28 protein-coding genes and 1 pseudogene are annotated in these 25898 nt (G+C 68.8%); 12 read left to right on the top strand and 17 right to left on the bottom strand.

All coding sequences use genetic code 11. The annotated features are described in order from the left end of the window. Positions 1–59 precede the first annotated feature (59 nt). A complete protein-coding gene (locus AC23D6_RS00600; protein WP_487752534.1) occupies positions 60–629 on the top strand; it encodes a superoxide dismutase family protein in 570 nt (189 codons plus the stop codon). 75 nt (positions 630–704) lie between these two features. On the opposite strand, the gene AC23D6_RS00605 is transcribed toward AC23D6_RS00600, so the two are convergent. After that, entirely contained in the window at positions 705–1589 is an 885-nt protein-coding gene (locus tag AC23D6_RS00605; RefSeq protein ID WP_487750926.1) for a hypothetical protein, read from the bottom strand. Between the two features lie 107 nt (positions 1590–1696). Between AC23D6_RS00605 and AC23D6_RS00610 the strand changes: the two are divergent. Continuing rightward, positions 1697–2976 (top strand): annotated as a pseudogene (locus AC23D6_RS00610) (acetyl-CoA C-acetyltransferase). A 12-nt stretch (positions 2977–2988) separates the two neighbouring features. Here the strand turns inward: AC23D6_RS00610 and ggt are convergent. Beyond that, on the bottom strand, positions 2989–4734 hold the full coding sequence (ggt, locus tag AC23D6_RS00615; RefSeq protein ID WP_487750927.1) for a gamma-glutamyltransferase: 1746 nt from the start codon (positions 4732–4734) through the stop codon (positions 2989–2991). 177 nt (positions 4735–4911) lie between these two features. Here ggt and AC23D6_RS00620 point away from each other — a divergent pair, with 177 nt between their 5' ends. Continuing rightward, the gene (locus tag AC23D6_RS00620) at positions 4912–5934 is read left to right on the top strand and encodes a DUF4349 domain-containing protein (protein ID WP_487750928.1); all 1023 of its coding nucleotides are present in this window, start codon (positions 4912–4914) and stop codon (positions 5932–5934) included. Positions 5935–5940: 6 nt separating this feature from the next. On the opposite strand, the gene AC23D6_RS00625 is transcribed toward AC23D6_RS00620, so the two are convergent. The 3 genes from AC23D6_RS00625 to AC23D6_RS00635 are packed head-to-tail and all read right to left on the bottom strand — an operon-like array spanning position 5941 to position 9054. After that, the gene (locus AC23D6_RS00625) at positions 5941–7200 is read right to left on the bottom strand and encodes a heme biosynthesis HemY N-terminal domain-containing protein (protein WP_487750929.1); all 1260 of its coding nucleotides are present in this window, start codon (positions 7198–7200) and stop codon (positions 5941–5943) included. Further along, on the bottom strand, positions 7197–8240 hold the full coding sequence (locus AC23D6_RS00630) for a uroporphyrinogen-III C-methyltransferase (RefSeq protein WP_487750930.1): 1044 nt from the start codon (positions 8238–8240) through the stop codon (positions 7197–7199). Before AC23D6_RS00630 ends, AC23D6_RS00625 begins: the two co-directional genes overlap by 4 nt. A 46-nt stretch (positions 8241–8286) precedes the next feature. Beyond that, complete coding sequence (locus AC23D6_RS00635; protein ID WP_487750931.1) at positions 8287–9054, bottom strand: uroporphyrinogen-III synthase; 768 nt, start codon at positions 9052–9054, stop codon at positions 8287–8289. A 16-nt stretch (positions 9055–9070) separates the two neighbouring features. On the opposite strand from AC23D6_RS00635, the gene AC23D6_RS00640 reads away from it, so the two are divergent. The 5 genes from AC23D6_RS00640 to AC23D6_RS00660 all read left to right on the top strand — a co-directional run bounded on the left by AC23D6_RS00640 (position 9071) and on the right by AC23D6_RS00660 (position 12191). Continuing rightward, positions 9071–9529 carry a YiiD C-terminal domain-containing protein gene (locus AC23D6_RS00640; RefSeq protein WP_487750932.1) on the top strand — a complete coding sequence of 153 codons (459 nt, stop codon included), beginning with the start codon at positions 9071–9073 and terminating at the stop codon, positions 9527–9529. Between the two features lie 28 nt (positions 9530–9557). Then, complete coding sequence (locus AC23D6_RS00645) at positions 9558–9980, top strand: hypothetical protein (RefSeq protein ID WP_487750933.1); 423 nt, start codon at positions 9558–9560, stop codon at positions 9978–9980. 64 nt (positions 9981–10044) lie between these two features. Then, positions 10045–10488: a rhodanese-like domain-containing protein gene (locus AC23D6_RS00650; RefSeq protein ID WP_487750934.1), complete on the top strand. Its 444-nt coding sequence runs from the start codon at positions 10045–10047 to the stop codon at positions 10486–10488. Positions 10489–10585: 97 nt separating this feature from the next. Next, positions 10586–11101: a protein-export chaperone SecB gene (gene secB / locus AC23D6_RS00655; protein ID WP_487750935.1), complete on the top strand. Its 516-nt coding sequence runs from the start codon at positions 10586–10588 to the stop codon at positions 11099–11101. A 52-nt stretch (positions 11102–11153) separates the two neighbouring features. Further along, positions 11154–12191, top strand: a complete 1038-nt coding sequence (locus AC23D6_RS00660) for an NAD(P)H-dependent glycerol-3-phosphate dehydrogenase (protein WP_487750936.1) — start codon at positions 11154–11156, stop codon at positions 12189–12191. Positions 12192–12329: 138 nt separating this feature from the next. Here the strand turns inward: AC23D6_RS00660 and AC23D6_RS00665 are convergent, their stop codons facing one another. The 7 genes from AC23D6_RS00665 to AC23D6_RS00695 form a co-directional block, all read right to left on the bottom strand. Next, positions 12330–12887: an outer membrane beta-barrel protein gene (locus AC23D6_RS00665; RefSeq protein WP_487750937.1), complete on the bottom strand. Its 558-nt coding sequence runs from the start codon at positions 12885–12887 to the stop codon at positions 12330–12332. Between the two features lie 267 nt (positions 12888–13154). After that, positions 13155–13610, bottom strand: a complete 456-nt coding sequence (gene azu, locus AC23D6_RS00670; protein WP_487750938.1) for an azurin — start codon at positions 13608–13610, stop codon at positions 13155–13157. Between the two features lie 146 nt (positions 13611–13756). After that, a complete protein-coding gene (locus AC23D6_RS00675) occupies positions 13757–14089 on the bottom strand; it encodes a zinc-ribbon domain containing protein (RefSeq protein WP_487750939.1) in 333 nt (110 codons plus the stop codon). A 150-nt stretch (positions 14090–14239) separates the two neighbouring features. Then, a complete protein-coding gene (locus tag AC23D6_RS00680; RefSeq protein ID WP_487750940.1) occupies positions 14240–14539 on the bottom strand; it encodes a DUF705 domain-containing protein in 300 nt (99 codons plus the stop codon). A gap of 101 nt (positions 14540–14640) precedes the next feature. Then, positions 14641–14913: a hypothetical protein gene (locus AC23D6_RS00685; protein WP_487750941.1), complete on the bottom strand. Its 273-nt coding sequence runs from the start codon at positions 14911–14913 to the stop codon at positions 14641–14643. 112 nt (positions 14914–15025) lie between these two features. Continuing rightward, positions 15026–15466, bottom strand: coding sequence for a hypothetical protein (locus tag AC23D6_RS00690; RefSeq protein ID WP_487750942.1), 441 nt, complete (start codon positions 15464–15466; stop codon positions 15026–15028). Positions 15467–15491: 25 nt separating this feature from the next. Further along, the gene (locus AC23D6_RS00695; RefSeq protein WP_487750943.1) at positions 15492–15737 is read right to left on the bottom strand and encodes a hypothetical protein; all 246 of its coding nucleotides are present in this window, start codon (positions 15735–15737) and stop codon (positions 15492–15494) included. A gap of 427 nt (positions 15738–16164) precedes the next feature. Here AC23D6_RS00695 and AC23D6_RS00700 point away from each other — a divergent pair, with 427 nt between their 5' ends. The 3 genes from AC23D6_RS00700 to AC23D6_RS00710 all read left to right on the top strand — a co-directional run bounded on the left by AC23D6_RS00700 (position 16165) and on the right by AC23D6_RS00710 (position 18573). Then, the gene (locus AC23D6_RS00700) at positions 16165–17493 is read left to right on the top strand and encodes a molybdopterin molybdotransferase MoeA (RefSeq protein ID WP_487750944.1); all 1329 of its coding nucleotides are present in this window, start codon (positions 16165–16167) and stop codon (positions 17491–17493) included. Beyond that, on the top strand, positions 17493–18053 hold the full coding sequence (gene mobA, locus AC23D6_RS00705) for a molybdenum cofactor guanylyltransferase (RefSeq protein ID WP_487750945.1): 561 nt from the start codon (positions 17493–17495) through the stop codon (positions 18051–18053). Before AC23D6_RS00700 ends, mobA begins: the two co-directional genes overlap by 1 nt. A gap of 118 nt (positions 18054–18171) precedes the next feature. Beyond that, positions 18172–18573, top strand: coding sequence for a transposase (locus AC23D6_RS00710; protein ID WP_487750946.1), 402 nt, complete (start codon positions 18172–18174; stop codon positions 18571–18573). 23 nt (positions 18574–18596) lie between these two features. On the opposite strand, the gene AC23D6_RS00715 is transcribed toward AC23D6_RS00710, so the two are convergent. From AC23D6_RS00715 to AC23D6_RS00735, 5 genes are read right to left on the bottom strand one after another with little or no spacing between them, the layout of a single operon-like run. After that, positions 18597–19871 carry a dicarboxylate/amino acid:cation symporter gene (locus AC23D6_RS00715; protein ID WP_487750947.1) on the bottom strand — a complete coding sequence of 425 codons (1275 nt, stop codon included), beginning with the start codon at positions 19869–19871 and terminating at the stop codon, positions 18597–18599. Then, positions 19868–20638: a L,D-transpeptidase family protein gene (locus AC23D6_RS00720; protein ID WP_487750948.1), complete on the bottom strand. Its 771-nt coding sequence runs from the start codon at positions 20636–20638 to the stop codon at positions 19868–19870. Before AC23D6_RS00720 ends, AC23D6_RS00715 begins: the two co-directional genes overlap by 4 nt. Next, complete coding sequence (locus tag AC23D6_RS00725; RefSeq protein WP_487750949.1) at positions 20638–21492, bottom strand: MurR/RpiR family transcriptional regulator; 855 nt, start codon at positions 21490–21492, stop codon at positions 20638–20640. Before AC23D6_RS00725 ends, AC23D6_RS00720 begins: the two co-directional genes overlap by 1 nt. Positions 21493–21547: 55 nt before the next feature. Beyond that, positions 21548–22645 carry a dipeptide epimerase gene (locus AC23D6_RS00730; RefSeq protein WP_487750950.1) on the bottom strand — a complete coding sequence of 366 codons (1098 nt, stop codon included), beginning with the start codon at positions 22643–22645 and terminating at the stop codon, positions 21548–21550. After that, on the bottom strand, positions 22642–24111 hold the full coding sequence (locus AC23D6_RS00735; protein ID WP_487750951.1) for a C40 family peptidase: 1470 nt from the start codon (positions 24109–24111) through the stop codon (positions 22642–22644). Before AC23D6_RS00735 ends, AC23D6_RS00730 begins: the two co-directional genes overlap by 4 nt. A 265-nt stretch (positions 24112–24376) precedes the next feature. Between AC23D6_RS00735 and AC23D6_RS00740 the strand changes: the two genes are divergently transcribed. Next, positions 24377–25798 (top strand): transglutaminase-like domain-containing protein, encoded by a 1422-nt coding sequence (locus tag AC23D6_RS00740; protein ID WP_487750952.1) that lies wholly within the window; start codon positions 24377–24379, stop codon positions 25796–25798. Positions 25799–25898 lie beyond the last annotated feature (100 nt).

Here is a 25898-nt window from a genome sequence, read left to right on the forward strand (position 1 = left end):
CTTTCATTGAACGTGAAGGAAGCGGCCGTTACGTTAGTCGGCCACGACCTTCACCGGAGATTCCCATGCGCATCGCCCTGCTGGCCGCCGCGTCGGCCCTCGCGCTCGCCGCGTGCAGCACCACGCCGTCCACGCCCACCGCCTCGGCGCCAAACATCCCCACCACCAGCACCGCCAAGCAGGCCATCGCCGTGTTGGCTTCCGCGTCCGCCAGCCGCGTCAGTGGCAGCGTCACCCTGGTACCGATGGGCAAGGGCCTGCACCTGACCGGCGAAGTCGGCGGCCTGCCGGCCAACAGCACGCACGCGTTCCACATCCACGAGAAGGGTGATTGCAGCGCCGCCGACGCGAGCAGCGCAGGTCCCCACTTCAATCCGTTCAACGCCGCGCACGGCAAGGCCGGCAGCGGCGCGCACCATGCCGGCGACATGAACAACCTCAGCGCCGATGCCGAAGGCGTAGCGAAGATCAACGTGCACCTGGAAGGCGTCACCCTGGGCGGCGGTGCGATCAACGACGTGGCCGGGCGCGCGCTGATCGTGCACGCGGCTGCGGACGACTACGCCAGCCAACCCGCCGGCAACGCGGGCGCGCGCGTGGCGTGCGGCATCATCAAGGTCACCCAGTAACACCCAAGACCGTAGCGTGCGCCACGCACCCGACCGAACGATGTGTGTTTCTCGTGGTCGTGCGCATGGCGCACGCTACGACTGCAGCGTTTGCCTGGCGTCGGCCTTGCCGGGGCAGTGCGCGAACGTGACCGGGATGCCATGGGCCTCGAGCACGGCGGCGATCTGCTGCTGCCGCGCCTGGAAGTGCTGGTAGGCGCGCTCGAGCCGCTCGTCGGTGGCGTCCTGCGGCGCATAGCGCGCCCGCCAGGCCATCGGTTCGAACAGGGCGATGTGCACCTCGCCCCGCGCGTACCGCAACAGCGGTTCCGGCGGCGCATCCAGCCACTGTTCGTCGGCCGGCGCCATCAGGGCGGTTTCGATCACCGGCCACAGCGCACCCAGGCCACCGTGCTCGTACTGCATGGCCGTCATCGCGGCGAGGTCGTGCAGCGTCATGTAGCGGGCGTGCTCGATCTGCGCACCGAACGCGCTCTGCGCGAGCAGCGCGGTATCGGCCTGGGCCATGCCGGTTTCGAGCAGCACGCTCTCCAACCGTTCGCCCACGGCCTCGACCGTATGGTCGTCGCCGCTGAGCAGGAACGGCACCACCCGCAACAGGCCGCCGCGCAGGCCGTCGTCCGCTTGCAACGGCATCGGGATGTCACCGGTATCGTCGGCGCCGAACGCGATGAGCCGGGCGCCCTCACTGAGTCCCGGCGCACGCTGGTGCAGCTCGTGCAGCCGCTGGTGCAGCGACCAGCCGGGCCGCAGTGCTTCCGCAGGATCGAAATGCGCCGCCGCCAGGACCAGGTCCAGTTTACGGACTTTGGGCGCAAGCGTGGCCAGGTCGCGGCCCAGCTTTTCCGCCAATGCGCTCGCGTCCGTGGCGGGCAGTGCCGCGCGCTGCGGCAGGCTGCCGGCCGCCAGTTCCAAGGCCATCACGCCCCTGACGACAGGGCTGGTTGGGGATCGAGTCATGTCAGCGGTTGGAGGCGATGGAGGGGCGCATTACACTCCCCCATTATGCCTGCCGTACGCAGGCGCATCTTCACCCTCCCGTCGTCGCCATCCGCAAAGAGGTCCCCATGCCCGCACCCCGCCCCGTCGCCATCCTCGGCGGCGTCCGCATTCCGTTCTGCCGCCAGAACACGGCCTACGCGGATGTGGGGAACCTGGGGATGTCGGTGCGCACACTGGGCGCGCTGGTCGAGCGCTTCGGCCTGCACGGCCAGCAGCTGGGCGAAGTGGCGATGGGCGCCGTGATCAAGCATTCGTCGGACTGGACCTCGGCCGCGAAGCGGCGCTGTCCTCCGGCCTGTCACCGCTGACGCCTGGCATCACCCTGCAGCGCGCCTGCGGCACCAGCCTGGACACGATCATCCACATCGGCAACAAGATCGCGCTGGGCCAGATCGACTCCGGCATCGGCGGCGGTTCGGACACCACCTCCGAAGTGCCGATCGTCTACGGCAAGAAGCTGCGCGCGCGCCTGCTGGCCGCCAACCGCGCCAAGACCACGCAGGACAAGCTGAAGGCGCTGGTCAGCGGCTTCAAGTTCAGCGAACTGAAGCCCGAGTTCCCCGGTGTGGCCGAGCCGCGCACCGGCAAGAGCATGGGCGACCACTGCGAGGACATGGCGAAGGAATGGAACATCTCGCGCGATTCGCAGGACGAACTCGCGGTCGCTTCGCACAAGAAACTGGCCGCCGCGTACGAGCGCGGTTTCTTCGATGATCTGATCGCGCCGTTCCGTGGCCTGGAGCGCGACAACATCCTGCGTCCCGATACCTCGCTGGAAAAACTGGCCACGCTGAAGCCCGCGTTCGATAAGACCTCCGGCCGCGGCACGCTGACCGCCGCCAACTCCACGCCGCTGACCGATGGCGCCGCGGCCGTGCTGCTATCCAGCGATGAATGGGCGAAGGCGCACGGCCACGAGCCGCTGGCCTATCTGAAGGACGCCCAGGTGGCGGCCGTGGATTTCGTGCACGGCGAAGGCCTGCTGATGGCGCCCACGGTGGCCGTGCCTGAGATGCTCAAGCGCCACGGCCTGACGTTGCAGGACTTCGACATCTACGAGATCCACGAAGCCTTCGCCGCGCAGGTGCTGTGCACGCTGCGCGCGTGGGAGAGCGAGGACTACTGCCGCAACCGTCTTGGCCTGGATGCGCCGCTCGGCAAGATCGATCCGGCGAAGATGAATCCGAACGGCTCCTCGCTGGCGACGGGCCATCCCTTCGCCGCCACCGGTGCGCGCATCGTTGCCACCGTGGCGAAGGAACTGAAGCAGCGCGGCGGTGGCCGCGCGCTGGTCTCGATCTGCACCGCCGGCGGCATGGGCGTGGTGGCGATCATCGAGCGTTGAGCTTGCGCGGGATCAGCGCGCGGGCGCCTGCACCTGCGCGCTGCCGATCCCATGGCGGTGCCCTTCACTGACGGCCGTCACCGTGCCATCCGGATGGAACACCAGCGCGTTCGCGGCGCCGATTTCCTCGGCCTGGTCGGACCAACGCTGCCCGAGGCGCACAAGCTCTTTGGCCTGCGCGCTGCCGGCGAAGCCGGGTTCGATATCGGTGACGGCGCCGTTGCGTTGCGATAGCCGCGGCGCGTCGATGGCCTGGTCCATCGGCAGGCCCAGGTCGATGTAGTTGACGAGGGTCTGCAGCACCGTGGTGATGATGGTGGAGCCGCCCGGGCTGCCGATCGAGAACGCGGGCTTGCCGTCCTTGAACCCCAGCGTCGGCGTCATGCTGCTGCGCGGGCGCTTGCCGCCTTCGGGCACGTTCGGGTGCGGGGCGGTGAAATCGAAATCGGTCAGCTCGTTGTTGAGCAGGAAGCCGTAACCCGGCACGACGATGCCGCTGCCGCCCCAGTCCTCGATGGTGAAGGTATAGGCGACGACGTTGCCGTCCTTGTCGGATACGGTCAGGTGCGTAGTGTGCGTGCTCTCCGGCTGCAGCACGCGCGGCGCGGGGCGCAAGGGATAGCTCGCATCCTGCTGGAAGGCGAACGGATCGCCCGCGGCGACCGGACCGGGCGCCGCACGGGCGGGATCGATCAGCGCGCGCCGCTGCACCGCGTAGGCCTCGCTGAGCAGGCCGGCCACGGGCGCATCCACGTACTCCGGATCGGCCAGGTAGGCATCGCGATCGGCGAAGGCGAGGCGGCTCGCTTCCAGATAGAGATGCTCCACCTGCACGCGCGGCAACGCCTTCAAGTCGTAGCCTTCCAGGATGTTGAGCGCTTCGAACACGGTCACGCCGCCACTGCTCGGCAGCGGCATGCCATAGAGGTCGTAGCCACGATAGCGAGAACGCAATGGCGCACGCACGCGAGCCTGGTAGTCGGCCAGGTCCGCCAGCGTCATGCGGCCCCCACGCACGGAGACGCCGCTCGCCGTTGGCGGACGGTTGACCGCATCGACGATCGCGTTCGCGAGCGGGCCCGCGTAAAACGCATTCACGCCTTCGCGCGCGAGCAGGCGATAGGTGCGTGCGAGATCGGGGTTGCGCAGGCGCGTACCGGCGGGCAACGCCTTGCCGTCGCGCAGGTACAGCGCCGCGGTGGCCGGGAAGCGGCGGAACTTGCCTTCGTTGCGCGCGATCAGGCCCGAGAAATTCGCGTCGACAATGAAACCCCGCTCCGCCACGGCGATGGCAGGGGCCAGCACCTGTTCGAAGGACATCGTGCCGTAGCGTCGCAACGCGTCGTCCCAGCCACGCACGGTGCCGGGCACGCCCACGGACAGGCCACTGGCGACCGCGGTATCGAAATCCATTTCCCGTCCGTTTTCGACGAACAGCGCCGGCGTCACGTCGGCCGGCGCGGTCTCGCGATGGTCGAGGGCGACCACGCGTTGCTCTTTCGCCAGGTACACCAGCATGAAACCGCCGCCGCCGATCCCGCAGCTGAAGGGATCCGTCACCCCGAGCGTGGCCGCCGCGGCGACGGCGGCATCGACCGCGTTGCCGCCCCGGTCCAGGATGTCGATGGCCGATTGCGTGGCCTGTTCGCTGATCGTCGCCGCGCCCCCGCCGGCGCCGGTCGCTACCGGCGTCTTGGCCTGCACGGCGGCGGTGGCCAGCAGGGCGAGGAGGAATGCGGCGCGCAGGAATCGGGTCATCGCGGATCACCGAAGGGCAGGCGATCCGATTGTCACACGGGTCTTGCGCGCGCTGCGCCACCCCTCGCGGGGACCGATCCGGCCATGGAATGATGCGGCCAACCCCGGTGGGCCATGCCAGGCGTTGGTAGTCGGGCCGGCACCGCCGGCCATCGCCACGCTGCCTTCGGAGTTTCCATGCGCCTGCACAGGATGTACCGCGTTGTTCCGCTGTTGGCTCTTGCTGTCCTCATCGCTTCCTGCAGCAAGCACGAGATGGCCGAACGGGAGGCCGCGGCCGCTGCCGAGTCGAGTGCTGACGCCGCGGGCGCTCCGTTGTTGGCCGAAGCTCCTTCCGACACCGCCACCGCCGCCGCTCGACAGCAGAACGCGGCCTCGCCGGCGCTGCAAGGGCCGGGAGTCGATCCGTCGCAGATGGCGTCGGACGTGACGAGCCAGATCGATCCGCAGCGCCGTTTCATCCGCACCGCGCAGGCGCAGTTCCAGGTGGTGGATGTCTACCGCACCGCGCTGGCGATCGAGGATGAAGTCGCTGCGCAAGGCGGATTCGTCGTCGACAACGAGATCTCGTCGCAAGTCCAGCGCGTGCTGAGCCGGCCGCTGGCGCCGGGCAAGCGTCTGGAACTGACCGAATACAGCCTGCAGGGCCAGCTGACCGTGCGCGTGCCCAGCGAGCGCACACAGGCGTTCCTGCGCGCGGTCGCCGCGCAGATGGAATTCCTTGATCGGCGCAGCTTCTCGGCCCGTGATGCGCAGTTCGACCTGCTGCGCCAGCAGCTGGCCAGCCAGCGCGCGCAGGACGAGCAGCGCGAGCTGGGCGACGCGGTGCAGGTGGGAGGCAAGCTTGCCGACAAGACCGACGCGATCCAGTCGCGTGGTGCGGCGCGCGCCAACCGCGACGAGGCGCTGATTGCGCAGAAGCAGTTCGAGGACCGCGTCGCCTTCAGCACGATCACCCTGTCGCTGCGTCAGGATGCGCAGGTGCGGCGTGCGGAACGGGTCGATGTCGATGCGGTGTTCCGCGACAACGGGCCGGGCTTCTTCTCCCGCCTCGGCGAGTCGCTGGCGGTCGGCTGGCGTGCCGCGCTGGATATCGTCATCGCCTTGGCCGCGCTGTGGCCGTTGTGGCTGGGGGTGGTCGCGGCGGTGGTGGGCTGGCGCCGCTGGCGCAAGACGCATCCGCGCCCCGCGGCGTCATAACGGGCGTCAGTCGCGCAGGCGGGGCAGTCCGTGCGCGTCGCGATCCTCGACGACGGCCTCGTCGTGGATCGTCTGCCGCAGGTCGCGCCCGGGCAGCACGACCGGCGCCTCCGCCCGCGCGGCCTTCAACGCATTGGCGTAGCACTGCTGCGCCTGCGCGGTATCGCCGGCGGCGTTGAAGCCTTCGCCCAGCTCTTCCCATGCCTCGGCGCCGGCTCCCTGCGCGATCGCGCGATGCAGGAACTCCTGCGCCTGCGGCCACTGGCCCTGGAGGCGAGCCAGTCGACCGAGCGTCAGCAACAGCGCCGGGCTGGCCGGATGCGCCTGCAGCCAGTGCTGCGCGCTGGCGCGCCGCGAATCCAGCTTGCCGATGGGCAGGCGGCCATAGAGCGCTGCCAGGCCTTCGTCCCAGCGCGCCTCGAGCGCCTGTTCGATGCTGCGCGTCGCCGCGTCTTCCCAGCGCAATGCGGCCGCGCGCTCGGCGTACGCCGCGACCACGGCGGGCTGTACGCGTAGCGCCTTCGTCAACGTCTCCCAGCGCTCGGCCAATGCGTTGGCATCGGCTGCTTCTTGCAACGACTGTGCGGCGAGTCGCTGCTCCAGCGCGTCGAACGCGGCCGGTGCGATCGCCTGTTGCTGCTTCAACGCGCCCAGCAGACCGTACGCCTCGTACGCACGCGCGGTGTCGGTGAGCGCCTGCGCGCGCAAGGCCAGGCCGCGCGGCGGCAGCGGCTGCACGGTCGGGGCATCCAGCAGGTCGAGCGCGTCGCGTGCGCGCCCGGCGGCGAGGGCGAGCTGCGCGGCGGCCAACGCGTGCGCAACCGCTGAACGTTCGCGCAGTGCATCGAGGTGGCGTTGCATGGTGGCGTCGTCGCCTTGCGCGGCGGCGGCCTGCACGGCGCCGACACGGGCGATGGTACCGACTTCATCGTCTTCGGCGGCGCGCTCTAGCAACTTGCCCGACTTCGACCAATGTCCGCCGTGCAAGGCGTCCAGGCCTTCGATCAGGCGTGCACGCGCCTGCTTGCGGCGATGGCGACTCCAGGCGCGGAACGGCAGCGAGAGCAGCCGCCACGCGAGCCATGCGAGTGCCGCCACCAGCACCAATGTGAGCGCAGCGCGCGGCACGTTGGTATGCACGTCGTAGCCGGCGAAGCGGACGAACACCTCGCCCAGGTCGCGGTCGGTGCCTGCCATCCACTGCGCGGCGAGCGCACCCAGCAGCACGAGCGCCAGCAGCAGGATCACGGTGCGGAACGATTTCATGGGGTCACCTCCGGAGCTTCCGGCGCCATCTCGGGCGCGGGGGGCAGGCGCAGGCGCACGCCGGCGTTGCGCAGCGCACGCAACTGTTGCAGCGTCGTGCCGAACACGGCGGGTTTGGCGGGTGCAGGCGCCTGCCGCAAGGCCTGCAGTTGCGCACTCGCCTGTTGCCGCGCGGGCGATGCCGGCCACAGCCGGGGCAGCCAGGTTCCGATGCGATCGAGTGCAGCCCGATAGGCGGCATCGTCCTCGCGCTCGAGGGCGGCACGCGCGAGGCTGATTTCGATCTGCAGCGCCGCGTCCGCCGCCGTGCGTTCCGCCGGTGCGATCAAGGTGGTGTCGCGGGTCGGGCGCACGTCGACCAACGGGGCGAGGAGGCGCTGCCAGGTCGGGCGATGGCGCATGTCGCCGCCCTGCGCCGCATGCGCATCACGCGGCAAGGCCGACAGGGTTTTCACGAACGCGTCCAGGCGCGCATTGCCTTCGGCCTGTGTGCCGGGACCCAGCGCATCCAGCGCGGCGCGTTCCTGCGCGAGCGCCTGTTTGAGGTTCAGCAGGCGATGGTCGTCGATGCCGTCCAGCGCGCCCGCAGCAAGCGCGTAGGCGCGCTTCGCGCCGTCAAGGTCGCGCGCGATCTCCAGCCGCTGCGAGCCCTGCGACAGCAGCAACTCCACTTCGTCCAGCCGCAGCGCCTGCGCGCCGTGGCGGTTCGGGTCGGTCAGCTTGGCCACGCTTTCTTCCAGCAAGGCACCGCGCTGGCCGAGACCCAAAACTTCGTCGCGCAGGACGCGGTTGGTCGCCGCCGCATCGAGCAGGCGCTGCGCCTGCGCACGCTGGTCGCGGCGCAATGCGTCGGCGCGCGATTCGAGCGCTTCCAGCCGCAGCGCCGTCTCCGAGGCCGCGGTGCGTTCCTGCGTCGAACGGGCCTGCCACCACGCCCAGCCGCGCCACGCGCCAATGCCGACCACGATCAGCACGAGCACCGCCACGATCAGGCGACGCGTCCTGGCGGCACGGGGTGGAGTGGGCGACACATCGTTCACGCAGGCGTCCTTCGGGCAGGCAGAACCGTGATGGCTGCCGCAAATGCTAACGGATGCGGGGGGCCATGACGGTCGACGCGCTCTTCATCAACTGCGCCGGACGCGGACCCTCCGCCTGCACCACCGTGCGGAAGCCCGCCGCGCGGGCGGCGTCGACCAGGCGCGCGCTGGCGGCCACCACGCCTGCGTCGCGGAAGCGCGTGGCGGCGGCGGGAGGCAGCTGCGCGAGCACCTGTTCCAGCGCGCCGGCGCTGCTCAGCAGCAGGCAGGCGGGTCGATCAAGCGCGGCGAGGGCGGCCAGCGCGCGCGGCGGAAGCGCGACCGGTTCGCGGCGGTAGACCTCGGCGCGATGCAAGCGGGCGCCGCGCGCCTGCAGTGTGGGCAGCAACAGGTTGCGGCCGTCCGGGGCGGTGACGAAGCCGATGTCCGCGCCTGCGACGTCCTGCAGCGCCGGCATCGCCAGCAAGCCTTCGCTGTCCATGCGGCGTGGCGCGGAAGCCGGAACACCTGCGCGCCGCAGGGCCGCCGCCGTGCCGGCACCGACCGCGAGCCAGCGCTGCTCCGGCAGCGCGTGCAGCGGTTGCAGCGCCTGCGCGGCCGCGACCGCCGCCGGACTGGTGAACAGCACGCGCGGGCAGGCCAGCGCGTCGCGCAGCGCTTGCCGCGTGGCCGGGTCGTCGCGGGTCTGGATGCGCCACGGCGACAACGCCAGCAGGCCTGCGCCGTGCCGTCGCGCTGCGCGGCGAAGCGCGGCGTGACCGCCCTGGGGCCGCAGCGAGATGACGTACCATGCCGGCGGCGTTGGATGTCCCATGCGCGGATTATGAGCGATGAGTCTGGAAGAAGCCCTGCAGGAATTGCGTGAGTACTGCCGTGGCATGCCGCCGGTGGCGGCCATGCAGGTGGACGTGGCGGGGATGGAAGGCGAGGCGTTGCGCCTGACCGCGCCGCTGTCGGCGAACGTCAACGATAAGGGCAACGCCTTCGGCGGCAGCCTGACCTCGTTGATGACCGTCGCCGGGTGGGGCTTGGTCACGCTGAAGCTGCGCCTGGCCGGCCTGAAGGCCGAGGTCTACGTGGCCGACAGCCAGATCCGCTACCTCGCTCCGTTGTACGGCGATCTCGTTGCCGAGGCGGCCTTCGCCGACGGGCAGTCGTGGGACACCTTCATCGACACGCTGGTCCAGCGCGGCCGCGCCCGGATCCAGGTGGAAGCCAAGGTGCTGCTGCCTGAAGGCGGACTGGCCACCACGCTCAGCGGGCGCTTCGTGGCCATCGCGAAGCGGTAGCATGCGGGCCAGGAACGGGAGGGGTGCCATGCGGATGATCGCGAGAATGCTGTGGGTCGCCGGGCTGCTGGCGGTGATGGCGTCGGCCAGCGCGCAGGGCCGCATGCAGCGCGGCAAGCTGCAGCAGGTGCAGGACGCGTACGCGGCCTCGATCCGCTGGGGAGACTTCGAGAACGCTTGGCAAGGCGTCGATCCCGCGTACCGCGAAGCGAACCCGATCAGCGACCTCGAGTTCGAGCGTTACAAGCAGGTGCAGATTTCGGGTTATCGCGACCTGTCCACCCGCAGCGGGCCGGACGGCACGGTCGAACGCGTCGTCGAACTGCGTGTCATCAACAAGCACACGATGGCGGAGCGGACCGAGCGCTACATCGAGCGCTGGCGCTGGGACCCCGACGCCAAGCGCTGGTGGCTGGTGGTGGGGTTACCGGATCTCTGGAAGGGCCAGTAGCGGCCCGGCGCCCGGCGGGGCGTCCTGTGCGACAATCGCCGCCCGCTCCACGGTCGCCAACCCTGTGAATTTCGAAGAAATCCTGGCCTTCGCCACCCGTTCGTCCTTCAACCAGATCCTGTCGCTGTCGTTGGTCGGCCTGACGGTCGCGATCGTGTACACCGAGATCTCGCGCCTGTTCCGCGGCTACAAGGCCCTGCGCCCGGCCGAGCTGACCCAGCTGGTCAACAGCGAGAATGCCCTGGTGGTGGACCTGTCGGCGAGCAACGATTTCGAGAAGGGCCACATCGCCGGCAGCCGCAACCTGGTGCCGAGCAGCTTCGACCCCGACAACAAGCTGCTGGCCGGCGCCAAGTCCCAGCCCGTGGTGCTGGTCTGCCGCAACGGTCAGGCCTCCGCCGGCGCGGCCAAGCGCCTGAAGAAGGCCGGCTTCGAGAAGGTCTACTGGCTCGATGGCGGCGTCGCCGCCTGGCAGCAGGCCGACCTGCCGCTGGTCAAGGGCCGCTGAGCCGCGTGGCCGGAACGGCCCCTTGAACCGGGCCGCTTCCGGCGCCATGCCATAATCTCCCATTCACCGCATCAATCCCGAAATTCCGGAGTTCGAAATGTCCGACGAGACCACCAACGGCGCGATCGCGTCCGCCGAAGCCGCTGGCCCTGCCTTCACTGTCGAGAAGATCTACGTCAAGGACGTTTCCTTCGAAGTGCCCGGCGCCCCGGCGATCTACACCGAGAACGTGCAGCCCGAGCTGCAGCTCAACCTCAACCAGCGCGTCCAGCGCCTGGGCGAGAACGCTTACGAAGTCGTCCTGGCCGTGACCCTGACCTGCAAGGCCGGCGACAAGACCGCCTATGTGGCGGAAGTGCAGCAGGCCGGCATCTTCGGTCTGGTGGGCCTGGACCCGCAGGCCGTCGACGTGCTGCTCGGCACGCAGTGCCCGAACATCCTGTTCCCGTACGTGCGCCAGCTGGTCAGCGACCTCGTGCAGGCCGGCGGCTTCCCGCCGTTCTTCCTGCAGCCGATCAACTTCGAGGCGCTGTACGCCGAATCGCTGCGCCAGCGCGCTGCGCAGGGTGGCGACGCGGCCCTCGCCAACTCGGAACCCGCAGGCAACGCCTGATCCGTGCGCCACAAGCCCGTCAGGGCGGCGACGCTTCGCGCAGGGGTGACAGATGACTGATCTGCAACCAGGCGCACCGCTGAAGATCGCGGTGCTCGGGGCCGGTTCCTGGGGTACGGCGCTCGCCGCGCTGATGGCGCGGCATGGCCACGCGGTCACCCTGTGGGGCCGCGACGCGGCCGTCGCCGAGGCGATCGACACGCAGCACGAAAACACCCGTTACCTGCCTGGCATTCCGCTGCCGCTCACGCTGCGCGCGACTACCGATCTCGAGACCTCGCTCGTAGGGGCCGACCAGGTGCTGGTCGTGGTGCCTTCGCACGCCTTCACCGAAACACTGCACAAGCTGGCGCCGCTGCGCCCGGCCGATGCCGGCGTGGCGTGGGCGACGAAGGGCTTCGAGACCGGGTCCGGCCGTTTCCTGCACGAAGTGGCCGAAGACATCCTCGGCCCGGACGTGCCGCTGGCCGTGGTCACCGGCCCGTCGTTCGCCAAGGAGGTCGCGCTGGGCCTGCCCACGGCGGTGACCGTGCACGGCGCCGACCCGGTGTTCGCACAGGCCGTGGCCGACGTGATGCATGGCCCGGCCTTCCGCGCCTATACCGGCGACGACATGGTGGGTGCCGAACTCGGCGGCGCGATGAAGAACGTGCTGGCCGTAGCTACCGGCGTGGCCGATGGCATGCAGCTCGGCCTCAACGCGCGCGCGGGGCTGATCACCCGCGGCCTCAACGAGATGCTGCGCCTGTCCGCCGCCATCGGCGCCAAGCCGGAAACGCTGATGGGCCTGGCTGGCCTGGGCGATCTGGTGCTGACGTGTACCGGCGATCTGTCGCGCAACCGCCGCCTGGGATTGGCGCTGGGGCGCGGCCAGTCGCTGCAGGACGCGGTGCGTGAGATCGGCCAGGTGGTCGAATCGGTGCAGACGGCGGACGAGGTCATGCGCCAGGCGGACCGCCACGGCATCGATCTGCCGATCTCCAGCGCCGTGCGCGCCGTACTGCACGGCGACCTCACGCCACGCGATGGCCTGCAGCACCTGTTGTCGCGCGAACAGAAGCCCGAGTATCCGGAAACCCTGTTCAAGTAATCCCACGCGACCCCACGAACAAGCCCGGCCTCACCCGCCGGGCTTTTTCATGCGCCCAATAAAAAGCCCGGCCACAAGGGCCGGGCTGGGTGCGACGCGGGGAGAGAGGGACGCGTCGCGGGGGAGCAGACCTGCGGATTACCAGGTGAAGCGCGGGCCCACGAACCACTGGGTGTCGTTGTCGGCGAACTTCACGTCGCCGCTCAGGCCCCAGTTCTGGTTGAACTTCACCTGCGCGCCCAGACGGCCGTAGTAGTCGCCGTCGAAGTCGCTGCCGTCTTCGTAACCGACGGTGGCATAGCCTTCGAACTTCGGCGCAATCGCGCCGCGGATGCCCACTTCGGCGCTGTAGCCGTTGAGGTGGTCGCCCGGCACCTTGTACCGCTCATAGGCGACGCGCGTCAGCAGGTCGATGCGCTGGCTGATCTCGTGGTTGTAGCCCACGCCGAACTTGTAGTTGTCGAGGTCGACGTTGGTGTTGTCGAACTCCTGCGTGGTGTATTCACCGAACAGGTGGAAGTTCGGAGCGATGGCGACCGAACCCTTCGCACCCCAGCCGTCGGCATCCGGCAGGCCGTCGCTCAGATTGGTCGCGGTGTAGCCACCTTCGACGTAGTTGTAGGACACGCCTTCGGCAGCCGAAGCAGCGAACGGAGCGGCAGCCAGCAGGGTCAGGGCAAGCAAGGACTTCTTCATGGGGAACGCCTTTCTGTTTTGTTGTTGTGTGTCCGTCGCGATGCATTGCGACGGTGGGCGCAGTATCCGCCGCACCTCACAACAAGCCCTGAATATCAAACTGACCAGTACATGAATTAACCGGTCGGCAGGGGAACTTTCGGCAGGTGCAGGCGTGATATCGGCGCACTGGCATGACGAAGTCGACTGACCGCGTGCGTGGGCGACGTCTTCCACCGCAAGCGCCTGAAGCGGATGCGCCGGTCTGGGCCGACGCATCGGGCCGGCTTACTTGGTGACGACCAGCTTGCCCTTCATCAGCGTGGCATGGCCGGGGAAGCTGCAGAAGAAGCTGTAATCGCCGCCGACGGTGAGCTTCTTGCCGGGGAAGGTGATCTTCGTCTTCTGTCCGCCGCCGACCAGCGAGGTATGCGCGACCACGCGCGCATCGCCGACCTGCACGTAGGCGCCTGCCGCGCCGGCCTTCATGCCGTCGCGCGCGATCGCGGCGATGTCCGCGGTCTTGGCGATCACCACGTTGTGTCCCATCGCGGTGATCGGCATCTTGCCGGTGTGCGTCAGCTCGACGGTGATGGTCGGGCAGCCGGCGGAGACTGTGGCTTCCTTGACGTCGAACTTCATCGCATCGTCGCCCTTGAGGCTGACGGTGCAGGGGCCGGCCGCCTGCGCCATGCCGGCGGCGCTGAGCAGGGCGATGGTGACGAAGGGGCGGGAAAGCGTCATCGGGAGGTCCTTGGGCAGATCGAACGGAAGCGTCGGTGTGCCCATGTCATCACGCGCCCGATGCCTGCGCCTTGATCCAGATCAGCCCGCGGCCCTTACCCGCTGCGACGCATTGTCGCACCGTGGACTCTGCGTTTCTCGATGCCTCACTGGGGGTCTACTCGCGCCTCCCGGGCGCTCATGCGGCAGGCATGGCACTTCACCGCCTTGGCATCGATGTGGCCTTTCGCCGTCTCGTAGTACCACTTCTGGTCGACGGCCCTCCAGATCTCCCGCTTGCCGCAAGTGCGGCACGTGAAAGGTCGATCCAGGAAATAGCGTGGCAGCGTGCCATACGTGTTGATGTGGGCCAGCGCGCGCGGGTCCGCCGCCACTGCGGACGGATGATCTGCCTGCTGCGTCTCGGTCAGCCCTAGGACCCGTTCCGCTTCCTGCAGCTCCGCTGTCGTCGGGTCGCGCCCAGTACTTCGGCGCTTCATGCAACTTCCTTCCCGTGCATGGCTAGTTCATGGGTTAGGGTGAGCTTGCAAACCCAAACAGCACAATCTTCGTTTGTCATAAGGCTTCTCGCCTCGTCGCCGACTTGGCGCACCTGTTGGGCTACGCGTTGCTCAGCCCAACCTCTTGTTCTACACATCACTGGCATTTCCCGGAAGCACATGTCGGCAGTAGCGCCAGTCCTCGACCGATTGATCGTCCAGATAGACGTCCGGCTTCGGGAGGAAGGCGACGAAGCAGTCGTCGATGTTCAGTTCTACCGCCGACGCCCGGGCGTAGTCGCCGCCTCCGGAGCTCCAGAGGTACAGGGAAGCCCCCTTTTCGTGAAGCTCCCTGACGCGCTGCACGACGGAGGGCAGCGGGATGCGCTTCGTCCCGACCGTCCGGACAAGGGTGTCGTCGACATCGATGAAAATGACCTGCTGCTTCATGGCGTGTCCTGTAGCTCGCGACGTGGACTCAACGAATGATCAGCGCCGCACATACAACCGCGCTTCCTTGCTCAGCAGGGGACGGAGAATCCGGTTGAGCTTCACTTGGTGGAGATGCTCGAGCACACAGGTATCAGCCGCGTTCTCCCGATCGCCTCCCGCTTCCACCGCCGCACTGAGGTGATCCGCCAACCGCTGCCATTGCTTCTGCGTCGGCTGGAGCCTCGTGAGGAAGGGCAGAGGGACTGGTAGACGCCGTGGAGACTGGCGCAAGGAAACGCCTCGTCTTCGTTGTCTTTTTCCCATTGATCATGGAACTCGGGAAACATCTTCACGAGTTCATCGATGAGGTCGGATTGTTGGTAGGTGTTCATGGCGTGGCGCAGATCGAACCGTCGTACGGTATGTCCTGAGCCGGTCCAGGGATGGGGAAGAGTTTTCTCGGCCCCTTCGGTGGATACCGGCCATGGTGCAGCGCGTGACGCATCAGAAAATCTTCCACCAAGGGCGCTTGGAGGCGCCGCTGCGCGGTGTACGTTCCTCGACAAGGTCCTGCACGACGGGATCGCCATCCGGTCCGTACTCCTCGCCCTCATCACCCACTACGCGCGCACCCAATGCCTGGGCGATCTCGAACATCTTCGCCAGGATTTCAGGGTCGGGATTCTTGGCCACGATGCCGCCGGCGCCCGGATACAGCCATGCCATGTTGCCGTCGATGCCGTGTGCGGAATACGCCGTCCAGACCGCGATGCCATCGAGCTCCATGCGGACAATATCCCCGTTCGAGGTAGCCGCCTCCGCATACCCATCCAGTCGCATCTCCGGGTCGGACGCGATGTAGTCCTTCCAGTCCTCCAGGGAGATCTCGGGGCCTTCTTCATCGGACCATTCGGCCTTACGGGTGATGTGGACTTCGTAGCCCATGACAACTCCTTTGATTGCGCCAAAGTCAGTTCAGAATATCCGGAAGCACCTTCAGGACCACGACCGCCAGGAGCACCGTCCCCAGGGCCTTGTAGAAGGGGCCTGACGCGAGCAGGCCGCGCTGTGGCGAGCTGGCCCGGTGGAAGAGCCAGTAGCCGGTCCTCCGATCCCATTTCAGGAGCGTGCCGGGAGGCGGGAACAGCAACGCGGCGCCCGCGAGGCCGAACATCAAGGCCACGGGAATCAGGATGAGAAGTCGAAACAGCTCCATGCTTGGCCAGCACTCTCCCGGCACCCCCTGCCGTCCCACCCGATATTAAAGGTGAAACACCCCACCCGTCCGGAGTAAATGTGAGGACATGGGACTCCAAGCCCCATCGATCGCGCTCCGAGCGCCATGCGCAAGGCGCCGAGTCCCAACGATGGGGCTCGGAATGTGAGGTGTCGGGCTCTGGAGGGCGATCGATGGCTCTCCGCGTGCCATCGATGGCACGCGGAGCTCGATGTGCAAGGCGTGGAGCTTCGCGGATGGGGCTCGGAAAGTGAGGTGCTGGCTTTCCCAATCCCATCGATGGCATTCGGCGTGTGATCTGCCGGGCTCAATGTGAGAAAGATCGGGCTCGGAAAGCCATCGATGGCATGGCAGTGCCTTGCGCATGACATTCCGAGCCCGATCGGCGAGGCCCGGAGCTCGGGCGATGGCGCTCCGCGGGCCGTACGCGGAGCGCCTGCAATTGGCAGCCGCGCGGGCCGGCACTAGGCTGGTGCCCGCCGCGGGACCCGCGGACCGGGAGGCGGGATTGATCGGGTATCACGACGCGGTGGCAAGACTGAAGGACGGGGCGGGCCGGCTGGGCACGGAGATCGTGGCCGCCGCCGGCGCCGTCGGCCGCGTGCTGGCCGACGACGTGGCCAGCGGGGTCGCGTTGCCACCCTTCGACAACGCCGCGTTGGACGGCGTCGCCCTGGCCGCAGTTGGCCGCACCGCGCCGGCCGACAGCGTCTGGCCCGTGGGGGCACGCATCGGCGCTGGGGATCCTGCACCGCAGGACGACGCCACGGCCTGGGAGATCATGACCGGCGCGCCACTGCCGGAACGCGCCGACGTGGTCGTGCCGGTGGAGAAGATCGCCGCCGAAGGCGCGCACGTCCGCCTGCTGGCCGACGTGCCTTCGGGCGCCAACATCCGCCGGCGCGGCGAAGACGTGGCGATCGGGCAGGTCGTTCTTCGCCAAGGCGCGCTGATCCAGCCGCCGCAGATGTTGCTGCTTGCCGGCCTGGGGATCGAGCGCATCCCTGTAGCGCGACGTCCGCGGGTGGCGTTGCTGGCGACCGGGCGCGAGATCGTCGCTGCGGGCGAACCGCTCCCGGCCGGCGGCATCCACGATGCGACGTCGCCCTACCTCGCGCAGGTGCTGATGGCGGCGGGAGCCGAGGTGGCGCACATCGTCCGCGTCGGCGACGACGTGGCGGTGTTCCAGGCCGCGCTCGATGCCGCGCTGGCCGACGGCGCGGACCTGGTACTCAGCACCGGCGCTGTATCGAAGGGGTGCTACGACTTCGTCCCGGCCGCGCTGCAGGCGCGCGGCGCCGATGTGCGCTTCCATGGCGTGGCGATGCGCCCGGGCAAGCCGGTATTGGCGGTGCGCCTGCGGGAAGGCCCGATGTTCGTCGGCCTGCCGGGCAATCCGCTGTCGACGGCGGTGGGGATGCGCTTCCTCGTCGAACCGCTGCTGCGTGCCTGGCTGGGCCTGCCGGACGAGACACCGCGTCTCCTGCCGCTGGCGGCCGACTGCGACAAACGCGCCGGCCTGATGGCGGCGTTCCACGGCACCGTGCGGTGCGATGCGGAAGGGCGCCTGCGTGCGCACGTCGGCGAGGCGCAGGCCTCGTTCCGCGTGCTGCCGTTCTCGCAGTCGTCGGTGTGGATCACCCTGCCGGCGGACGCCGCGCGCGTCGAGGCCGGCACGCGCGTGCACGTGCATGCCCACGGGCACCTGCAACCTTTGCCCTGGGACAGCGCGTGATGTCGCCGTCGACGTGGCGCGCCGTGGTGCTGGCCGGTGGTCGCTCGTCGCGGATGGGGCGCGACAAGGCGTTGTTGCCCTGGGGCGACGCCACCTTGCTGACCCACATGCATACCTTGTTGCGCGACGCGGGGGCGGACGAGGTCGTCGTCAGCGGAGATCGCCCCGACGTTGGCGGCGTGCGCGACGACATCCCCGATACCGGACCGATGGGCGCGCTGGCGCAGCTGATGCCGCGCCTGTGCGACGGCACGTGGATCGTGGTGCCGGTGGACATGCCGCTGCTGAGCGCCGACCTGCTGGCGGCGTTGCGCGCCGTCGAGGCCGGCTGCGTCCATGTGGAAGACCATCCGTTGCCGATGTGTCTGCGCGTGGATGGTCTCCTGCGCGCCATCGTTGACGAGATCGGGCAGCACCGCGGCCGCGCCTGTTCGCTGCGCGCATTGCAGGAACGCCTGCACGCGACACGGCTGCCGGCACAGCCCTGGCAGTCCGTGCTCCGCAACTGCAACACGCCGGAAGACTGGGCCGCGCTGCAGGCCGCCGCGCCCTCGCGATAGCGCCCGCTCGCCGACGGAAACGGCAATGACGCCTCGCGTCGACGATGTCCTCATTACTAGGCGGCGAACGACTTCATCTGTGCAGCGAAGGGAATTCGCACACGCAATGGAGGCGGCGATGGCAATGGACGACATGCACGTGCAGAAAGTGGCTGGGCGCGAGACGCCCGTGTTGGACGACGCGCGCTGGCAGCTGGTCGCCGACTGCCTGCCCCCGCTGGTACGCGCCCGCGCCCGCAACGGCGAACGCACGCGCGCCTTCCTCGAAGCGGTCCTGTGGCTGGCCACGCGCCGTGCACCGTGGGTTTCCCTGCCCCCGGCCTACGGTGCCTGGCATACCGTCTACGTGCGTTTCACCCGCTGGGTGCACGAAGGTATCTGGGACGGCGTGCTGAAAGCGCTGGCGCCGCACCCCGACCTGGCCGAACCGATCCGCTGGCTACTGGCGGGCTACCGTGCCACGCGCTATCCCGCACGCAGCCTGCGCGACATCGCCCCGGAGGCACACCACGACGCGTGACGCGTCAGCGACCCTTCGCGGGGTCAGGGCTCGCCCGGATGGCCTTCCACATCCGCATCGACCGCATCCGGTGACTGGCGCGCGACGATGCTGCTCGCGGTCAGGTCGCCGGTGACATTGCCGGTGGTGGCGAAGACGTCGGGGATGGTATCCACCGCCAGCAGCAGGCCCAGCGGTTCGATCGGCAGGCCCATCGACTGCGTCACCGGCATCACCGTGGCCATGAAGCTGACCTGGCCCGGCAGGCCGATCGATCCCAGGCTGATCACCACGGCCAGCGCCGCACCGGCGGCCAGCGTCACCGCGTTGAGGTCGATGCCGTAGGCCCACGCGACGAAGCACGCGGCCACCACATACTGGATGGGGCTGGTGATGCGGAACAGCGTCACCGCCATCGGCAGCACCAATGCCGCCACCGCACGCGGATGGCCGAGGCGGAACCGCGCGGTTTCGACCATCGCCGGCAGCGAGGCCAGCGACGATTGCGTGCTGGCCGCGACCACTTGTGCGGGCAGGATCGCCTTGGCGAACGCCAGCGGCGATTGCCGCGCGAACACCGCTACAAGCAGATAGCAGATCAGCGTGGCGCCGAGGTACATACCGCACTGCAGGGCGATATAGCCGGCCAGCGCACCGATCACGCCGATGCCGGCCTGTGCGCAGACCGCCAGCACCAGCGCGAACACGCCGATCGGCGCGGCCACCAGCATCCAGCGCACGATGACGATCATCGTGTCGGCGATGCCGTGGCAGAAAGTGATGATTTGCGCGCGCCGGTCCGCCTCCACGCGGGTCAGCGCGAAGCCGAAGAACAGCGCGAACACCACCACCGGCAGCATGGCGCCCTGCGCGGCCGCCATGATCGCGTTGCTTGGCACGATGGCGCCGATCCATTGCGCCAGGCCGGGCGTCTCGATCGCGCCCGCGGTGGGCAGCGTGCCGTGCAGCGTCGCCGTCAGCGCCGGGCTCGGCGGCACCGCCGACAGCACCAGCGGGGCGACGATGGCGGCGTACGCGGCGAACAGCGACAGCACGGCGATGAAGACCACCATCGCGCGCCGCGCCACGCGACCGGAGGCGGCGGCATCGCTCGCCGTGGCTACGCCGAGGATCACCAGCGACAGCACCAACGGCACGACGGTCATCTGCAAACCACTGAGCCACAGCTTGCCGATCGGCTGGGCGATCGCGACGGCGGTGCCGGCGGAGGCGGGCCACCAATGCGCCAGCGAGAGACCGGCGAGGGCGCCCGCGGCCAGGCCGATCAGGACGCGCGCGGTGGCGCCGGGCCACTTCATCGTGCGGTCTCCGGCAGCCGCCAGTCGCGCGCCAGGCGCGTGTACTCCGCGCGCGGCAACAGGACGAACACCGGCCGTTCCGCAGGTTTCAGCCAGGCGAACAGCGCGTCCATCGTCTCGGCCGCCATCGCGGTGCAGCCGGCGGTCGCTTCGCCGGGCGTGCGCCACAGGTGCGCGAAGATGCAGCTGCCGCCGCGCGGCGTGGCGGTGGCGTTGTGGCCGATCACCAGGCCTTCGCGGTACCGCGGGTCGCCATTGTTGTGCAGGTCCAGGCGCATCGGTTCGGTGGAGCCCTTCGCGGCGGCCTCACCGGTTTCGCGCGTGTCGATGATGCGGTTGTAGAGCGGCGAGTCCGGCACGTCGATGCAGTAGCTGGTGGCCTGCATGGCGCGATAGGGCAGCGCGGTCTCGCCCTTCGCCGCGTAGCCGAAGGCCTCGCCCAGGGTAAACACGCCGGCCGGTGCGCGGCCGTCGCCCTCCTGCTTTTGCGGCCCGTCGCCTTGCGCCGGATGCAGGCCCAGGCCCCAGGCGGCGCCGTTGCGGCCCACTGAAATCGGTGCGGCATCACCGGCGGCGCGCCACTGGTCATCCTTCCATTCGAAGCGTTGCAGCGTGCCCTGCGTCGCGTTCCAGTCGTCGGTCAGCACCAGCACCAGCTGGCGTGCGTCGCGCCACGGCAGCGGCGCTGGGGTGGCGCAGGCGCTGACGCAAGAAACCAGCAGGACGACGAGCAGAACGAGGCTGAACACGCGGGGCAGGACGGGCATCACGACTCCAGCAGGTGATGGATGCGTTCGAGGTTGATCGCTAGCTGGCGGTGCCGGCCGGGGTTCTGGCACAGCAGCACGAACAGGAAATCCAGCAACGACTGCAGGGACGAGCGGTACAGCAGCTGTTCGACGTGCGGCTCGGGGTCGTGCGCGGACACCACCAGCGCGGCGTCGGCATGCGCGCGCAGCGGGTTGGCGGTGTGCCGCGTGATCGACACGACCTTGCCTTCGCACGCCTGGAACTGGCGGCTGACCTGCGACAGCTCGGGCAGCTTGCCGAATTCGGAGAACACCAGCAGCACATCCCCCGGCCGTGCCGCCGACAGGTTGGCCATCATCAGGATGGGATCGGCATGCGGCACGGTCAGCAGGCCGAGCAGCGAGAGCCGCATGGCGAACTCGCGCGCGAACAGGCCATCGTCTCCCAGCCCGCAGACGAAGACCTTGCCGGCGCCGTCGAGCAGGCCGACGATCGCTTCCACCTGCGCGCGCGGGTTCAGCGCGCGGGTTTCCTCCTCCGCGGCCGCCTTGCTCAGGCGCAGCCGCTCCTGCAGCCGCAGGTAGGCGTCGCCGGCGTCGTCGATCGCCGCCACGGGCGCCACGGTCTGCCCGTTGCCGTTGCGGGCAATGGTCTCGCCGATGGAGTACTTGAGATCGGGGTATCCCTTGAAGCCGAACTTCTGCGCGAACTTCACCACGCTCGATTGGCTGATGCCCAGGGCGCTGGCCAGCTGCTGCGAGGAGTAGTCGCGCAGCAGGTGCGCGTTGTCGAGGATGAAGTCGGCGATGCGGCGCTCGATGGCCGACATCTGGTCGCGCTCGGAACGGATCTTCACCAGGGGCGTGGTCATGGCGGCAGTGTGAAGGCGGCGGGGTGGGCCTGACAACGGCGACCGGCGGCCACCGTCACCCGGGCAGCAGCTCGAGTCCGCGGATCTCGCGGATGCCCAGGCCCGGCGCGTCGGTGATGGTGATTTCCGACTCGTTGAAGATCACGCCGCCCTCGACCGGGTTGAACTGGCCGAGCGACGGGCCATCCAGGTCGATCTTGGTGATCACGTTGGCCTTCGCCGCCGCCACGTGCACGGCCGCGGCGACGCTGACGCCCGCCTCGATCATGCAGCCGATCATGCACTCCACGCCGTACAGCGAGGCGATGTCGGCGATCCGGATGGCGTTGGAGATGCCGCCGGTCTTCATCAGCTTGATGTTGATGATGTCGGCCGCGCGCATCTTGATCAGGTCGATCACCTCGGTGGGGCCGAACACGCTTTCGTCGGCCATCACCGGCGTGTGCACGCGGTCGGTGACGTACTTCAGGCCGTCCAGGTCGCGTGCCCTTACCGGCTGCTCCAGCAGCTCCAGCACGACGCCGGCGTCCTCGAGATTCTGCATGGCGAATACGGCCTGCTTGGCGGTCCAGCCCTGGTTGGCATCCAGGCGCAGCAGCGCGCGTCCTTCCACTGCCGAATAGATGGCCTTGACGCGCTCGATGTCCAGGCCGATGTCCTTGCCCACCTTGATCTTCAGCGACTCGAAGCCGCGTTCCACCGCGCTGATCGAATCGGCCACCATCTTGTCGATGTAGTCCACGCTGATGGTGATGTCGGTGGTGATCACCGGGTCGCCGCCGCCCAGCATCTTGTACAGCGGCGCGTCGTAGAGCTGCGCCCACAGGTCGTACACCGCGATCTCCACCGCGGCCTTGGCGCTGGTGTTGCGCTCCAGCGCGGTCTGGATGAGGTCGGTGATGCGGTTGAGGTTGGCGACGTCCTGGCCGATCAGGCGCGGCCGGATGAACTTGCCGATCGCCTCGATGATCGAGCCGTGGGTGTCGCCGGTGATGACGGCCGTGGCCGGCGCCTCGCCGTAGCCGACGTGGCCGGTGTCGGTGTGCACGATCACCACGATGTCCTCCACCGTGTCGACGGTGCGCAGCGCGGTCTTGAACGGCGTCTTCAACGGCACGCGCAGCATGCCGAACCGGATGTCGGTGATCTTCATGGAGCCCCTTGGGGACGGATTCTCTGGATGGCGGTGATGCGGTCCACCGTGGACTGTTCGCTGTTGAACATCAACGGCTCCAGCGGAGTGACAGCGACGGCATTGAGCCGGACGCGCACGGGCGTGCCGTCGGTGCCGCGGTAGGTGATGCCGGTGGTGTCATGGATCGTGTAGGTAGTGCCGTTGTCGTGGCCGATCACCATCATCACGTGGCCGGGGATATAGACCAAGTCCCCCACCTGCAGGGTGCGCAGCACGGCCAGCCGCTGTTCGTGGGTGGTCGAGGCGTCGAAGCCTACCCGTTCCAGCGCCGGGCTCACGGCCTGGGCGCTGGTGTTGCGCGGCAGGGTGATGCCCATGCTGCGATAGACCTCGGACACGAAGCCGCTGCAGTCGCGGCTGTTGTAGCTGTGGCCCCAGCCGTAGCGTTCGCCAAGGAACTTGAAGCCCTGGCGCAGCACGTTGGCCGGGGTCAGCGGCAGGTAATCGGGGGCCACATCGGCGGTGCGCGGCAGCAGCGCGGGGAGCAGGGCCAGGCTGCCGTTGTCGCGGCGCACCGGCAGCTGCACCACATAGGCGGTGTACGGATGCTGGCCATTCACCGGCGCGTTGGCAGGCCAGTCCGCAAGCACCGGTACGCGCACGCCCATGTCCAGCTGCAGTTCGGACAGGCCGGGCTCTTCCGGGTTGTAGACCGTGCGTGCGGTGGCGCCGGTCACCACCAGCGCCGGGCCGCCGCGGCCGTAGCCGAGCACGGTGTCGCGCGCGCCTTCGCCCACGAACCGCTTTTCGATCCATGCCGCATACAGCGGGCTGACCACGAAGTACCAGTCGCCGTCGGCGCTGGTGTGCGCGATGACGACCGGCGTGCCGGGGAACAGCGCGCTCTCCTGGAAGCGGTCGATATCGGTGTCGCCGCGGCTGCTGAAGACGCGCTCACGGGTGGGGAAGGTGCGCAGGTCGGCGCGGTGCACGACCAGGCCGTAACGGGCCTGCGCGGTGTCGGCGACCCGCGCGACGGCGGCGTTGTCGGCGAAGGACGCGAGCTGGGCTTTCGAGACCTCGCGGCCCTGCACGTCGTACAGCGTGCGAGTGGGCGGCGCCGACAGTGGCACCAGCCATGCGCGGACCTGATCGCCGGTGAGCGTGGTGGGCAGAGCATCGAGGTCGTCGACGTGACGGTCGGCCTCGACCATCTGCCGGTTCTGCGCGGCGACGCCGGCCGCGTCGAGGATCGCGTGCTGCGGCTGCACCAGCTTGTCGATCCAGTACGTCGCCTGCAGGTGGCGGTCTTCAACGCCGATGACGGCATGCGTCGGCCGCGGAAGATCGGCGGGGCGGGCGAAGGCGGGCCACGCGGCCAGCAACCAGGCGGCCAGCAGCAGGGACGCGCCGGACCGGGCGCGGACAGGGTCCCTTGGGCGGGCCGGCCGCCGGGCTGGCCTGTGCTGCATCACTTGGTTCATCCGCGCCCCTTTCCTCATGGCCCCTGTCCACCCGTGCACATCACGCCATGCCGGGGCCGGTTCTGCAAGAATATTTATTTCTTCCAAAATAAAAATCAAGAATAAATTATTGACCCTGATGTTCAGGCCGTGTTACATCACCGTGACCGGTCGGCTTGGGGGATTGTTCGACGTGGATGCCAGCGTTTGCCAGCACACGGTTGCAGTACGCAGCGGGCGCCGACAGCGTCGGCTGGCCGCATGGCTGTGCCCGGGCGGGTGGCCGATGGTACTCCTGGCACCGGGCCTGGCCGTGGCCGGCGATCCGCTGGCGGCCATCGTCGCCGACATCGACCAGGGCCGCTTCCTCGAGGCCGAGACCGCCATCCGGCGGGCCCTCGCCACGCGCGGTACCCGCGGCGCCGACCCGCAGGCCCTGCAGTTCCAGCGTGAACGCATGCGCCGGATCCGCCTAGACTTCAGTCTCGACGCGGCTGCAGCGCGTGAACGCGTCCGCGCCCAGGTGCCGGACCTGCGCGAGGACGAGTTCCAGCGTTGGGACGCCGCCGGTCTGATCGAGCGCCTGGATATCGATGGCGAGCGGCGCTACTTCAATCGGTCCGTCTCCAACCTGTTCCGCCTCAGCACAGAGGCCGCCGCGCGGCGCGCGCCGCCGGTGCGCCCCTTCACGCAAGGCCCGTACGAAACGCTTCACCGCCACCACCGCGACGTGGTGCAGGTGGCGAAGGCGACGTCCTCCACCAGCGCGCTGCCCCGCCGCGTGCGCATCACGCACCGCATCGCGGTGAAGCCCGATGCCGTGCCCGCCGGCGAAACGGTGCGCGCATGGATCCCGTATCCGCGCGCCATCGCCGGCCAGCAGGAAGCCATCGCGCTGGTCGAGAGCCAGCCGGCGCGCCCGCAGGTGGCGCCCGAGCGCGCGCTGCAGCGCACCGCCTACCTCGAGCAACCCGCGGTCGCGGGGCAGCCGACGACGTTCTCGCTGACCTATGAAGTCACCGTGCATGCGCGCCATGTCGCGATCGATCCCGATCGCGTGGTGCCGGCGACGATCACGCCGGAACTCGCGCCCTTCGTCGCCGAGCGCGCGCCGCACGTGGTCTTCAGCGACGACCTGCGCCGCTTCAGCGCGCAGGTGATCGGCGAGGAGACGAATCCCTATCGCATCGCGCAGAAGCTGTTCGCGGCGGTGGACCGCATCCCGTGGGCAGGTGCGCGCGAGTACTCCACGATCACCAACCTCAGCGACTACGCCTTCCGCGCCGGACACGCCGATTGCGGACAGCAGACGCTGCTGCTGATCACGCTGCTGCGGATGAACGGGATTCCCGCGCGCTGGCAGTCGGGTTGGGCGTACTCCGAAGACGTCGAAGGCCACGACACCATGCACGACTGGGGCGCGCTGTACCTGGCGCCCTACGGCTGGGTGCCGATGGACGTGACCACCGGCCAGCTGGCCTCGGACGATCCGGCGCTGCGCTGGTTCTACCTCGGCGGCCTGGACGCCTATCGCGTCGCCGTCAACGACGACTACGCGCGCGACTTCATCCCCGCCAAGCAGCACGAACGCTCCGAGACGGTGGACCTGCAGCGCGGCGAAGTGGAGTGGAGGGGCGGAAACCTCTACTTCGACCAATGGGATTACCGGTTCGAATGGACCGTGCTGCCCCGGGACGGGCGCGGCTGAGCACACACACCACCACACGATGCACCACCATCTTTAGCAGGAGAGAGCGGGGATGAAAGGCAAGGTTCTGAAGAAGGCGGCACTGGGCATGGCGCTCGGC

It is taken from the genome of Pseudoxanthomonas sp. G3, from assembly GCF_057654715.1.

Bases quoted from the DNA above. Each gene is read 5' to 3' on its own strand.
- AC23D6_RS00605 (WP_487750926.1), bottom strand. From the start codon at position 1,589: ATGACTCGATCCCCAACCAGCCCTGTCGTCAGGGGCGTGATGGCCTTG.
- AC23D6_RS00720 (WP_487750948.1), bottom strand. From the start codon at position 20,638: ATGCCCGTCCTGCCCCGCGTGTTCAGCCTCGTTCTGCTCGTCGTCCTG.
- AC23D6_RS00690 (WP_487750942.1), bottom strand. From the start codon at position 15,466: ATGGGCTACGAAGTCCACATCACCCGTAAGGCCGAATGGTCCGATGAA.
- AC23D6_RS00675 (WP_487750939.1), bottom strand. From the start codon at position 14,089: ATGAAGCGCCGAAGTACTGGGCGCGACCCGACGACAGCGGAGCTGCAG.
- ggt (WP_487750927.1), bottom strand. From the start codon at position 4,734: ATGACCCGATTCCTGCGCGCCGCATTCCTCCTCGCCCTGCTGGCCACC.
- AC23D6_RS00625 (WP_487750929.1), bottom strand. From the start codon at position 7,200: ATGAAATCGTTCCGCACCGTGATCCTGCTGCTGGCGCTCGTGCTGCTG.
- azu (WP_487750938.1), bottom strand. From the start codon at position 13,610: ATGACGCTTTCCCGCCCCTTCGTCACCATCGCCCTGCTCAGCGCCGCC.
- mobA (WP_487750945.1), top strand. From the start codon at position 17,493: ATGTCGCCGTCGACGTGGCGCGCCGTGGTGCTGGCCGGTGGTCGCTCG.
- AC23D6_RS00635 (WP_487750931.1), bottom strand. From the start codon at position 9,054: ATGGGACATCCAACGCCGCCGGCATGGTACGTCATCTCGCTGCGGCCC.
- AC23D6_RS00685 (WP_487750941.1), bottom strand. From the start codon at position 14,913: ATGAACACCTACCAACAATCCGACCTCATCGATGAACTCGTGAAGATG.
- AC23D6_RS00680 (WP_487750940.1), bottom strand. From the start codon at position 14,539: ATGAAGCAGCAGGTCATTTTCATCGATGTCGACGACACCCTTGTCCGG.
- AC23D6_RS00710 (WP_487750946.1), top strand. From the start codon at position 18,172: ATGGCAATGGACGACATGCACGTGCAGAAAGTGGCTGGGCGCGAGACG.
- AC23D6_RS00645 (WP_487750933.1), top strand. From the start codon at position 9,558: ATGCGGATGATCGCGAGAATGCTGTGGGTCGCCGGGCTGCTGGCGGTG.
- AC23D6_RS00695 (WP_487750943.1), bottom strand. From the start codon at position 15,737: ATGGAGCTGTTTCGACTTCTCATCCTGATTCCCGTGGCCTTGATGTTC.
- AC23D6_RS00740 (WP_487750952.1), top strand. From the start codon at position 24,377: ATGGTACTCCTGGCACCGGGCCTGGCCGTGGCCGGCGATCCGCTGGCG.
- AC23D6_RS00725 (WP_487750949.1), bottom strand. From the start codon at position 21,492: ATGACCACGCCCCTGGTGAAGATCCGTTCCGAGCGCGACCAGATGTCG.
- AC23D6_RS00715 (WP_487750947.1), bottom strand. From the start codon at position 19,871: ATGAAGTGGCCCGGCGCCACCGCGCGCGTCCTGATCGGCCTGGCCGCG.
- AC23D6_RS00660 (WP_487750936.1), top strand. From the start codon at position 11,154: ATGACTGATCTGCAACCAGGCGCACCGCTGAAGATCGCGGTGCTCGGG.
- AC23D6_RS00620 (WP_487750928.1), top strand. From the start codon at position 4,912: ATGCGCCTGCACAGGATGTACCGCGTTGTTCCGCTGTTGGCTCTTGCT.
- AC23D6_RS00735 (WP_487750951.1), bottom strand. From the start codon at position 24,111: ATGAACCAAGTGATGCAGCACAGGCCAGCCCGGCGGCCGGCCCGCCCA.
- AC23D6_RS00730 (WP_487750950.1), bottom strand. From the start codon at position 22,645: ATGAAGATCACCGACATCCGGTTCGGCATGCTGCGCGTGCCGTTGAAG.
- AC23D6_RS00640 (WP_487750932.1), top strand. From the start codon at position 9,071: ATGAGTCTGGAAGAAGCCCTGCAGGAATTGCGTGAGTACTGCCGTGGC.
- secB (WP_487750935.1), top strand. From the start codon at position 10,586: ATGTCCGACGAGACCACCAACGGCGCGATCGCGTCCGCCGAAGCCGCT.
- AC23D6_RS00665 (WP_487750937.1), bottom strand. From the start codon at position 12,887: ATGAAGAAGTCCTTGCTTGCCCTGACCCTGCTGGCTGCCGCTCCGTTC.
- AC23D6_RS00700 (WP_487750944.1), top strand. From the start codon at position 16,165: ATGGCGCTCCGCGGGCCGTACGCGGAGCGCCTGCAATTGGCAGCCGCG.